The sequence below is a fragment of the Thalassolituus sp. UBA2590 genome, assembly GCF_002339775.1.
Taxonomy (GTDB): Bacteria; Pseudomonadota; Gammaproteobacteria; order Pseudomonadales; family Oceanobacteraceae; genus Thalassolituus.
In genome coordinates this window covers 1-8,271 of sequence record NZ_DDKU01000126.1, presented here as the reverse complement: position 1 = coordinate 8,271, position 8,271 = coordinate 1, and the positions used below count along the sequence as shown (strand labels likewise).

The 8,271-nt window shown below is 51.7% G+C and carries 9 protein-coding genes; 3 read left to right on the top strand and 6 right to left on the bottom strand.

The genetic code is table 11. The annotated features are described in order from the left end of the window. From B2067_RS11060 to sdhC, 4 genes are all read right to left on the bottom strand, one after another. Positions 1-469, bottom strand: a 469-nt coding sequence (locus B2067_RS11060) for a succinate dehydrogenase iron-sulfur subunit (protein WP_301388483.1), incomplete at its 3' end; no start/stop codon positions are given. 15 nt (positions 470-484) lie between these two features. Continuing rightward, positions 485-2,260 carry a succinate dehydrogenase flavoprotein subunit gene (gene sdhA, locus B2067_RS11055; protein WP_301388481.1) on the bottom strand — a complete coding sequence of 592 codons (1,776 nt, stop codon included), beginning with the start codon at positions 2,258-2,260 and terminating at the stop codon, positions 485-487. Positions 2,261-2,263: 3 nt separating this feature from the next. Beyond that, positions 2,264-2,614 carry a succinate dehydrogenase, hydrophobic membrane anchor protein gene (gene sdhD, locus B2067_RS11050; RefSeq protein ID WP_068441705.1) on the bottom strand — a complete coding sequence of 117 codons (351 nt, stop codon included), beginning with the start codon at positions 2,612-2,614 and terminating at the stop codon, positions 2,264-2,266. Further along, positions 2,608-2,982: a succinate dehydrogenase, cytochrome b556 subunit gene (sdhC, locus tag B2067_RS11045; RefSeq protein ID WP_068441702.1), complete on the bottom strand. Its 375-nt coding sequence runs from the start codon at positions 2,980-2,982 to the stop codon at positions 2,608-2,610. The genes sdhD and sdhC overlap by 7 nt, the downstream gene beginning before the upstream one ends. Before the next feature lie 565 nt (positions 2,983-3,547). Here sdhC and gltA point away from each other — a divergent pair. From gltA to B2067_RS11030, 3 genes are all read left to right on the top strand, one after another. Then, on the top strand, positions 3,548-4,825 hold the full coding sequence (gene gltA, locus B2067_RS11040) for a citrate synthase (protein ID WP_068441699.1): 1,278 nt from the start codon (positions 3,548-3,550) through the stop codon (positions 4,823-4,825). Between the two features lie 73 nt (positions 4,826-4,898). Then, on the top strand, positions 4,899-5,765 hold the full coding sequence (locus B2067_RS11035; protein WP_297533278.1) for an NAD(P)-dependent oxidoreductase: 867 nt from the start codon (positions 4,899-4,901) through the stop codon (positions 5,763-5,765). Between the two features lie 115 nt (positions 5,766-5,880). Beyond that, positions 5,881-6,456 (top strand): hypothetical protein, encoded by a 576-nt coding sequence (locus B2067_RS11030; protein WP_068441696.1) that lies wholly within the window; start codon positions 5,881-5,883, stop codon positions 6,454-6,456. Here B2067_RS11030 and B2067_RS11025 read toward each other — a convergent pair. Together B2067_RS11025 and B2067_RS11020 are read right to left on the bottom strand one after the other, a co-directional pair. After that, complete coding sequence (locus tag B2067_RS11025) at positions 6,448-7,242, bottom strand: MOSC domain-containing protein (protein ID WP_297533277.1); 795 nt, start codon at positions 7,240-7,242, stop codon at positions 6,448-6,450. The two genes, B2067_RS11030 and B2067_RS11025, sit on opposite strands and share 9 nt — an antisense overlap. 57 nt (positions 7,243-7,299) lie before the next feature. After that, a complete protein-coding gene (locus tag B2067_RS11020) occupies positions 7,300-8,247 on the bottom strand; it encodes a chemotaxis protein CheV (protein WP_297533276.1) in 948 nt (315 codons plus the stop codon). Positions 8,248-8,271: the final 24 nt, after the last annotated feature.

Below are 8,271 nucleotides of genomic sequence, written 5' to 3'. Positions count from 1 at the left end.
AAGACGTTGAACAACATGCACACAGGATACACTCATACAGACCATCGAGCTTCGCACGCTCTTCTGGCGACTGCAGACGCTCGATAGCTGGCGCCGGAGTATCGTTATGCAGGTACGGCTTGATCTTCTCATACTGCTGATAGAACAGCGACATGTCGATAACCAGGTCGCGGATTACAGGCATGCCTGGCAGCGGGCGCAGAACCAACTTGTCCATTTTGCCTTTGGTCGCTTCAGAAATCGGAGTAATACACGCCAGACCATTCTTACCATTGATGTTCATACCATCAGAACCACACACACCTTCACGGCATGAGCGGCGGTAAGCAACAGAAACGTCCTGTTCCTTAACCAGGTGCAGCACATCCAGCACCATTACGTCTTTACCACCAGGAATGGTAATTTCGTAATCCTGCATGTATGGAGCTTCATCCTTCTCAGGGTTGTAACGATAAACACTAACTAACATATCAACACTCCCCTCTTAATAGGTACGGACTTTAGGTGGGAACGCCTCAACGGTCTTAGGCGCGAAGTTCACCGCACGCTTGCCGATCGTCTTGGTTTCCGGGAAGTACAGTGAGTGACACAGCCAGTTTTCGTCATCACGCTCGGTGAAGTCGTTACGGGCGTGGGCACCACGTGACTCTTTACGCTCAATCGCAGCAACCGCAGTTGCATACGCAGTTTCGTAAAGGTTATCCAGTTCCAGAGCTTCAATACGCGCAGTATTGAACGCATTACTCTTGTCGTCGAGAACCGTGTTCTTAACACGCTCACCGATTTCTTTGAGCATTTCCAGACCTTTCTCCATGCTTGGACCTTCGCGGAATACACCGAAGTACAGCTGCATGGTTTTCTGAAGATCCGCACGAACAGCAGCAACGCTGTCACCAGAAGTCTGAGTATTCAGACGATTCAGGCGAGCCATTGCACGCTCAATGTCTTCTTCTGTTGGATCAACAAAGTCGAAACCATCTTTAAAGTTCTGCTCAACCTGCAGACCCACCGCACGACCAAATACAACCAGGTCAAGCAGAGAGTTACCACCAAGGCGGTTCGCACCGTGTACAGATACACAAGCGATCTCGCCAGCAGCGTAGAGACCTTCTACTACCACGTCGTTACCCTCCGCATCAACGGTCAGTGCCTGACCACCGATGTTTGTCGGAACACCACCCATCATGTAGTGACAGGTTGGAACAACAGGGATTGGTTCTTTAACAGGGTCAGCGTGCGCAAATGTGCGAGACAGCTCAAGAATACCCGGAAGCTTAGCGTTCAGGGTTTCTTCGCCCAGGTGATCCAGTTTCAGGAACACGTGGTCGCCATCTTCACCACAACCGCGACCTTCAAGAATTTCCATAACCATGGAGCGTGCAACAACGTCACGACCTGCAAGGTCTTTCGCGTTAGGTGCATAACGTTCCATGAAACGCTCGCCGTCTTTATTGATGAGGTAACCACCTTCACCACGACAACCTTCAGTCACCAGAGTACCAGCACCCGCAATACCTGTTGGGTGGAACTGCCACATTTCCATGTCCTGCATAGGAACGCCAGCACGAACCGCCATACCAACACCGTCACCAGTGTTGATCAGAGCGTTAGTCGTGGACTGATAGATACGACCCGCACCACCAGTCGCCAGTACAGTTGCCTTAGCTTTGATGTAAACAGTTTCGCCAGATTCGATATCGATAGCGATAACGCCCGCTACCTGACCGTTAGCATTTTTAACCAGATCAACGGCATACCATTCATTCAGGAAGGTAGTACCGCCTTTCAGGTTGCCTTGGTACAGGGCGTGCAGAAGCGCGTGACCTGTACGGTCAGCAGCTGCACAGGTACGGGCTGCCTGAGTAGGATCGTTAGGACCTTTCGACTGACCACCGAATGGGCGCTGATAAATACGGCCTTCTTCAGTACGGGAGAAAGGCAGACCCATGTGCTCAAGCTCGAATACCGCCTGAGGGCCTACGGAACACATGTATTCGATAGCGTCCTGGTCACCGATGTAGTCGGAACCTTTAACGGTATCGTACATGTGCCAACGCCAATCATCGTTTGGATCAGCAGACGCGATCGCACAAGTAATACCGCCCTGGGCAGATACAGTGTGCGAACGGGTTGGGAATACTTTAGTAACACACGCGGTTTTGATGCCTGACTCAGTCAGCTGCAGTGCAGCGCGCATGCCCGCACCACCACCACCGATTACGATGGCGTCAAACGACATAGTTCTGATTTTGCTGCTCATGACTTACACGCTCCAGAGAATATCGATGCCCCAGACCAGGTACGTGAACAGGAAACCTGCCATTACCAGCTGGAAAATAAAACGAAGAGACGTCGACCCGGTGATGTAGTCAGTGGAAATTGTCCACATACCAACCCAGGCGTGAGCACAGATAGAGATCAGTGCCGCCAGGCTGAATACTTTCATCCACACCTGAGAAAAAAGACCGTGCCACTCAGCAAAAGTCAGGTCCGGAGTAGCGACTACGAATCCAAACAGGAACAGAGTGTAAATAGCAAGAATGACAGCTGACAGACGCTGAATCACCCAATCGTAAAGGCCACTACGGCCAAAGTTTGTAACACTGTTTACCATACCCAGACTCCCGCCAGAACGATCACTACGACACCGGCAATCAAAGTAATGATTGCGCCGGTACGACCGCTTTCTTTGGTTTCACCAATTCCCATGTCCATCAACAGGTGTTTTACACCCGCCACAAAGTGATAACCCAAAGCAGACAGAATGCCCCAGGTGATGAACTTGGCCAGGCCACCATTCATTACTTCTTTCAGCTCATTGAAAGATTGCTCAGACTCCAGCGAAGCTCCAAGTGCACGGAGCATGAAGGCCACTGCAAAAAACAGAGCAAAGCCAGAAATACGGTGCAGGATGGACGCCTTGGCAGGAAGTGGGAGCTCAATAGTAGTCAGATCCAGATTTTTAGGTCTATTGCTATTCACGGCTCTATTACACTCTTATATGGGCCCGAAACTCCTGTCCGAAATCACTCAGACTGGCCCCGGGCACAGGCTCACGAAGGTTGACGATCCCCCTGTACAAGTCTTGCACAAGTTTGTCGCCGCGACAAATTATAAGCAGCGTAACCGTGTTTTACAAATGGCATGACAGCCTTATGACAGAGCATTCGGCAATTTCACCCCGTATATCTACACTGTTGACTGGTTGAGGTATCCCTGATGATGCGAGCAGTAACCGCAGCACCAGCAAATCCCGGCTCCAACGTCAGACATTAGTCGCAGGCTCCGGGTTAACAATCTGAACCATCTATACTTGACTCGAACCAGAAACTTATCATTGCCCTGGCGACAATTGACAAACCAGCTCCACAATCTATAGTTGTGCCCCTTTGTTTGGGGGTAACACCTTAAAAAGTGTTCTCTCCTGTGCTGAAATTCTGGCTGACCAGGCTGAATTTCGCAGCTGTAAAAAGCACAGCGACCGGGAGAGTTGGAGAACTTACAATGTTCTCTGGGGTATTAATCAGATAGCAGGAGGCCTCATTTCATGGCTGACAAGAAAGCAACACTGAAAGTCGATGGCGTAGAAGAAACATTAGAACTGCCGGTATACGAAGGCACCGTAGGACCTGATGTCGTCGACGTTCGCAGTCTGACTGGCAAAGGCCTGTTTACATACGACCCTGGCTTTGTATCAACCGCAGCAACCGAATCTGCGATTACATACATCGACGGCGCAGCTGGCGTACTGCTTCACCGCGGTTACCCAATTGATCAACTGGCTGAGAAGTCAGACTACCTGGAAACCTGCTACCTGCTGCTGCACGGCGAGCTGCCTGATGCAGAGCAAAAAGAAACATTCGTCAGCACCATTAAGAACCACACTATGGTTCATGAGCAGCTGAGCCATTTCTTCAACGGCTTCCGACGTGATGCTCACCCGATGGCTGTTATGTGTGGTGTTGTTGGTGCACTCTCTGCGTTCTATCACGACTCACTGGATATCCATGACGAGCATTCCCGCATGGTATCTGCACACCGTCTGATCGCGAAAATGCCGACACTCGCTGCAATGGTTTACAAGTACAGTATCGGCCAGCCGTTCATGTACCCGCGCAACGACCTGAGCTACGCAGAAAACTTCCTGCACATGATGTTCAACACGCCATGTGAAGAGAAGAAAGTAAGTCCGGTTCTGGCAAAAGCAATGGACCGTATCTTCCTGTTGCACGCTGACCACGAACAGAATGCATCGACCTCAACCGTACGCCTGGCTGGCTCTACTGGCGCCAACCCGTTCGCATGTATTGCGTCTGGTATCGCTGCACTCTGGGGCCCCGCCCACGGTGGTGCAAACGAAGCCGTTCTGAACATGCTGAATGAGATCGGCGACGAGTCAAACATCGACAAGTTCGTTGCAAAAGCGAAAGACAAAGAAGATCCATTCCGTCTGATGGGCTTCGGTCACCGCGTTTACAAGAACTTCGACCCACGCGCTAAAGTCATGAAGCAGACCTGTGACGAAGTTCTGGCTGAGCTCGGTATGGAAGATGATCCACTGCTGAAGATCGCGATGAAGCTGGAGAAGATTGCGACTGAAGACGAGTACTTCATTAAACGTGGTCTGTATCCTAACGTTGACTTCTACTCGGGTATCATCCTGAAAGCCATCGGCATCCCGACTGAGATGTTCACTGTGATCTTTGCAACTGGCCGTACTCCGGGCTGGATTGCACACTGGAACGAAATGATCAGCGGCAACTACCGTATCGGTCGCCCGCGTCAGCTGTACACTGGTTACGCTAAGCGTGACTACCCAGGCTAACGCCAGGGATAAGAAAAGCCGCTGACCAGCGGCTTTTTTTTTCGCCTCGAAAAACTGCACATAAGGATACCCCGTGAATATTCTCTTTATCGGCCTTGGCAATATGGGCGCCCCCATGGCTGCGCACCTCGCCAGCGCAGGCCACTCCCTGACCGTAGCAAACCGCAGCCCTGCCAAGGTTGCCCAGTGGCTCGCCAGCAACCAGGGGCAGGCATTAGCAACGCCCTCTACCCTCCCCGTGCAGACGGACGCTGTCATACTCTGCGTGAGCCGGGATGAAGACGTCGAAGAGTGGCTGATAGATAACGGTATAATAAATCAACTCAAGCCGGGTGCACTGATCGTCGATCACAGCACCACGAGTGCAGGCCTGGCCGAACGGATGGCCGCCGAAGCCTCAGAGAATGGCGTATATTTCTGTGATGTTCCCGTATCAGGCGGTCAGCAAGGTGCTCAGAATGGTCAGTTATCACTTATGGCGGGATGTGATTCCAACGCCTACGAGCGACTGGTAGATCTCACAGCACCATACACCAAAGCCATTGCGCACATGGGCGATCCGGGCTGTGGCCAGAAGACCAAGATGGTCAATCAGATCTGTGTCGCCGGACTGATTCAGTCTCTGGCCGAAGGGATCCACTTCGCTCAGGAAAGCGGCCTTGATCCAAAGAAGGTCATGGAGCTTGTCGGGCAAGGCGCCGCCAGTAGCTGGCAACTGATCAACCGCCACCAAACCATGATAGACGGCGACTACGACCACGGATTTGCTGTCTCGCTAATGCACAAGGACCTGCAAATCTGCCTCCACGAAGCCAGAGCTGAAGGCGTTTCTCTGCCCATCACCGAGATTGTGGATAGCTATTACCAACAACTCGAATCGGATGGCAACGGCCATAAAGACACGTCATCCCTGCTTTTACGACTACAGAAGCGCGAATAAAAGCAAGAGCCAGAAGGACACAGAACCTGACTATTGCATGACTTACACTGTTATGACTGGCTCCGGTGCGTACTTGTACTAAGCTAAGTTCAAACCTTTTCCGGATGCGAACTCCATGGCGCAACTTGAACGACATTCTCTCAGCCGCTCCGTCCCGGACGATCAGCTGAACTGGAGCCAGATAGGCGAAACCCTGACCTTGCTGGCACTGGCCGTCGCGCAGATCGATACCTCAATGAAAGAAGGTAATGATTCGGTAGATACTCTGACGCACAGCTTTACCTCAATCGCCAGCAAGTCGCGTCTGCTACTCGACCACTTTGCAAAGGTAGACCCGAACGCTCCTCAAGAAATTAAAAACGCCGCTGAAATCATCCACGCAGAAGTAGGCAAAGCCGTTGTCGCTTTTCAGTTTTACGATCGCTTGTCCCAGCGCATGGAACACGTAGGTGAGAGTCTCGAGAAGATGGGCCACCTGATCAGTGATCCCAAGGGCCGGTATATTGAAAAAGAATGGGTTCAGCTACAGAGCGAGATTAAAGCGAACTACACCATGGAAGCCGAACGTATTATGTTCGAGCACATCCTTGCGGGACGTTCAATCGCTGAAGCGCTCGAAATCTACCACCACCACTTTAACAAACCGATGGACGATTCCTTCGGTACTGACGACGATATCGAACTATTCTGATTGCGCGAAAAGCGCCTCGCCTACTCCGAGACGCTTCCCGGTGAACAAAGCGTTCTGACCGAATATTATCTGCCCATCAAGCCGACACAAAGCCTTAAGCGCACTCACAACCTCGGGGCTGCGCTCCAGAGTGTCCGGATCACGAGTGGGAATAACACAACGCTCACAAGGCTTCACCAATGGCAGAACCTCGCCCAGATTCGTCGTTAACCTCGTCCAATCACGCTCTGCAAATGCGATATCAGCGCCTTCAATGACAATATTAGGCCTGAAACGACGCACATCGACAGGTACCTGTGCTGCCTCAGTCAACGCATCAAGGCTTTCCTGAGTAACCACAAGGAGCGGAAATCCATCCGCGTAACCTACTGCCGTATCGTCCGGGGCGTATTTGTTATCCGCCCTACGGGGGTTATTGTCCGGAAGCATAAACAAACGCGCAGGCTGCTCCAGAATGTCCGACAACCAGACTGCGACGTCATCGCCACAATTAACGCCAGTCACTTCATCACTCCAGATACGGACACGTTGTGGCTCCGCTGACGACGTCGTTGATACCTGCATCTCCCCTCGTTCCGGGTATCCAAGTACGAGTTTATCCGCCTCAAACCTAGGTTGAATGTACGCCATCGCTGGCACTTCTCTCTGAGTAATAAAGTCACCGCTGGGTGAGGCAATGACGAATCTGCGATCGCCGACCGGGCCATTCTGATCGAAACTTAATGACTCCACTTCGATACCAGAGCAGGACTTAACCGGATAGATAAACAGGCGGGATATTTTCATAAGAGCTCCTCAGAGAGCCCCCTAGTTTATACATCAGATCAGGCGGGGTATATGCCGTCAGCCTGCCGCGGATTGCTCGACTTTCATACGGATCAGTTTCTGCACTTCCTCAGCCAGACTGTGCGGTTTGAATTTCGACAGGAATCCATCGCAACCAACCTTCTCAACCATGGCTTTGTTGAAGTTGCCCGACAGTGACGTATGCAGTATCACAAAGGTATCTTTCAACTCAGGGTCTTGCCGGATTTCGGTAGTCAACATATAACCATCCATTTCCGGCATCTCAGCGTCTGTAATGATCATCAGCAGCCGGTCGCGGATATCCCTCCCCTCCTGTTTCCAGTGCATCAGAGTCTGATACGCTTCCAGGCCGTTACGCGCCTGAACAATATTCAGCCCCATCGGCGCGATCACGTTTTTCATCTGCTCCAACGCGACGTTAGAATCATCGACAATCAGAATGTCTTTTCCGTGCACCTGTTCAAGCAACTCACGATCATAGGCATCCTCTGTGAGCTCAAGCTCATAAGGACTGATCTCAGCCAGGACCTTTTCTACGTCGATAATCTCAACGATGCGCTCGTCAATCCGGGTAATCGCCGTCAGGTAGTGTTGCCGACCCGCGCCACCCGGAGGCGGCAGAATTTCATTCCAGTTCATATTCACAATACGATCCACACCACCAACGAGAAACGCCTGAATCGTCATGTTGTACTCAGTGACGATGATATTGCAGTTGCTGGTATCCCCTATCATCGGGCCCATCTTCACGGCCGCCCTGAGGTCAACAACAGGCACGGTTTGCCCCCTGACATGACAGACGCCGCGGATACAGGGGTGACTGTCCGGAATCTTGGTTAGTTCAGGCAGGCGCATAACCTCCTGCACCTTAAACACATTGATTGCAAAGTATTGCTGGCCACCCAAATGGAACAGCAGTAGTTCCAGCCTGTTCTGCCCAACGAGCTGGGTTCGGGCGTCAACACTGCTGAGTACGTTGCTCATAATCTACTCCGGACATCGTTACTC

Bases quoted from the DNA above. Each gene is read 5' to 3' on its own strand.
- B2067_RS11020 (WP_297533276.1), bottom strand. From the start codon at position 8,247: ATGAGCAACGTACTCAGCAGTGTTGACGCCCGAACCCAGCTCGTTGGG.
- B2067_RS11030 (WP_068441696.1), top strand. From the start codon at position 5,881: ATGGCGCAACTTGAACGACATTCTCTCAGCCGCTCCGTCCCGGACGAT.
- gltA (WP_068441699.1), top strand. From the start codon at position 3,548: ATGGCTGACAAGAAAGCAACACTGAAAGTCGATGGCGTAGAAGAAACA.
- B2067_RS11025 (WP_297533277.1), bottom strand. From the start codon at position 7,242: ATGAAAATATCCCGCCTGTTTATCTATCCGGTTAAGTCCTGCTCTGGT.
- sdhD (WP_068441705.1), bottom strand. From the start codon at position 2,614: ATGGTAAACAGTGTTACAAACTTTGGCCGTAGTGGCCTTTACGATTGG.
- sdhA (WP_301388481.1), bottom strand. From the start codon at position 2,260: ATGAGCAGCAAAATCAGAACTATGTCGTTTGACGCCATCGTAATCGGT.